1 protein-coding gene and 2 pseudogenes are annotated in these 2364 nt (G+C 69.8%); all 3 read right to left on the reverse strand.

The window, feature by feature from the left end:
• Positions 1 to 32 precede the first annotated feature (32 nt).
• The gene (locus tag CSW58_RS13465; protein ID WP_236627846.1) at positions 33 to 626 is read right to left on the reverse strand and encodes a GNAT family N-acetyltransferase; all 594 of its coding nucleotides are present in this window, start codon (positions 624 to 626) and stop codon (positions 33 to 35) included.
• Positions 627 to 659: 33 nt separating this feature from the next.
• Positions 660 to 1928, reverse strand: a pseudogene (locus CSW58_RS13470) (M16 family metallopeptidase).
• A pseudogene (locus CSW58_RS13475) lies at positions 1925 to 2364 on the reverse strand (threonine synthase); the annotation flags it as partial. The pseudogenes CSW58_RS13475 and CSW58_RS13470, both read right to left, overlap by 4 nt.

A 2364-nucleotide genomic window follows, 5' to 3' on the forward strand; every position in this document is an offset into this window, starting at 1 on the left:
GACATACCCAATCCAACGCCGACACGGCGCTCTCATCCGGACCCGCGCTGGACTGGCGCGACGATCCCGAACAGACGATGATCTCGCCATTCGCCGTTAATTTTCAGATAAGCGGTGGCGTATCCCTCTTCCTGAAAACCGCATTTCGCCAGCAGGGACGCCGAAGGCGTATTGTGCGGCATGCAGGCGGCTTCGAGGCGATGAAGGCCCAAAGGGCCAAATCCGAAGCCGATCACCGCCTGAACAGCGTCCAGCATGTGGCCCTGCCGGGCATAGGGCTCCCCGATCCAATAGCCGACCACGCCGGTCTGTGCGACCCCGTGCCGCACGTTGAACAGGCGCACCCCGCCGATCAGGGCGTCGTCGCGGCGACGGAACACAAAGAAGGGAAAAGCCTCCCCGGTCTCAAGTTCGCGGGCATAGGCGGCCAGGCGTCGGCGAAAGGCCGACCGGGTCAGGTCGTCCTCGGACCAGGTCGGCTCCCAGGGCTCCAGGAAGGCCTTCGACCGCGCGCGCACCCGGGCCCAGGCGGGATAGTCGGCCAGGCGGGGAGGCCGCAGATAGACCTCCCGTCCCTCCAGACGGGGCCGGTGATCTCCCAGAAGCGCGTTCAGCCAGTCGAGCAAGGCAAGGCCTAGGGGTGAAGGGACATCATCAGGTCAGCTCCCGGCGGACAGGGCCTGGGCGAAGGCTTCGCCGGCCTTCAGGCTGCCCTTGGCCCCGAGGATCGCGGTGGCGACCCGGCGCGAGTCCAACAGGGTGCGGCCCAGCCTGACGATGTCCTCGGCGGTGACCGCGTCGACCGCCGCCGCCAGCTCGGCCGGCTGATAGAGGCGGTTGAACATCAGGGCCTGGCCGGCCGCCTGCTCGGCGCGCGACAGCGGCTGTTCGCGGGCCATGAACATGTGGGCCTTCAGCTGGGCCTTGGCCCGGGCCAGTTCGGCGTCCTCGATCCTGTGGGCCAGGGCGACGATCTGCTCTGCGCAGACCTTGGCGGTTTCGACGGCGTCGCCCGCCGCGCAGCCGGCATAGACGCCCAGCGCCCCGGCGTCGGCATAGGTGTCGGCATAGGCGTCGATATTATAGGCCAGGCCACGCTTCTCCCGCGCCTCCTGGAACAGGCGTGACGACATGCCTCCGCCCAGCGCCTCGGCGAAGGTGCGCAGGGCGAAATAGTCGTCCTGCCGGGCCGAGACGGCCGGCAGCATCAGCACCAGGTGCGACTGTTCCAGCTTGCGGGCCTCAGCCCGTCGACCGCCCACGAAGGTCGCGGCCGCGACGCTCGGGGCGCCCGAGGTGGCGGGCATGTCGCCGAAGGCCCGGCGCGCCAGGTCAAGCACCTGGTCGATTTCGACCGCGCCCGTGGCGCTGATCACCAGATTGTCGGCGGCGTAGAGCGCCGCGCGCCACTCGGCCAGGCCGGCGACCGTGGCGCGATTGACGCTGTCGACCGTGCCCAGGATCGGCTTGGACAAGGGATGCTCGCCCCAGGCGGCGTCCTGGACCAGGTCAAAGACATAGTCGTCGGGCGCGTCGGCGGCCTCGGCGATCTCCTGGGCGACGACCTGCTTCTCGCGCTCCAGGTCGGCGGCGTCGAGGGTCGGGCGCAGCAGCAGGTCGCTGATCACGTCCATGCCCAGGTCCAGGCCGCCCTTGAGGGCGCGGACCTGGAAGCTGGTGCGTTCATAGCCCGTGGCGGCGTTGATCGAGCCGCCCTGGCTCTCGATGACCTCGACGATGTCGCGCGCCGAACGCGATCCCGCGCCCTTGAACACCATGTGCTCCAGAAGGTGCGACCAGCCAGCTCGGCTGGGATCCTCATAGAGCGCCCGCGCCCGGCAACGACCGAGAGGGCCAGGGTCTCGAGGCCCGGCATCGGTCACAGATCACCGGACCCCATTGTCGAGCGTGTGGAGGGTCGCGCTCACGTCTGGCTCTTGAAGACGCGGATATAGGCCTTCACGCCTCGGCGTCGGCGGGCAGGCGATCGAAGCGTTCCGGCCGGGTCGACAGGTCCGGCGTCGACCGAGGCGTCGCCGGGTCAGGCCGGCGGCGGCGGCGACCGCTTCGGGGAACTTGGCCGGGTGGGCCGTGGACAGCACGATGACCGGGGTCGTCGGGTCGGCCAGGCGCAAGCGCGCGGCGGCGGCGACGCCGACGGCGGTGTGCGGGTCGATTACCTCGCCGGTCTCGTTGAGGGTCGAGAGCATGGTCTTGGCGGTGTCGGCCTCGCTGACCGACGCGCCCTGGAACAGCTCGCGCATGATCGCCAAGGCGCTGGGCGGGATGTCCAGCGTGCCGGTGGTGGCGAAGGCGCGGAAGGCGCGGCCGGTCTCGACCCCGTCACGGCCGACCGCCTCGAAA

This window comes from Caulobacter sp. B11 (assembly GCF_002737765.1).
Lineage (GTDB): Bacteria > Pseudomonadota > Alphaproteobacteria > Caulobacterales > Caulobacteraceae > Caulobacter.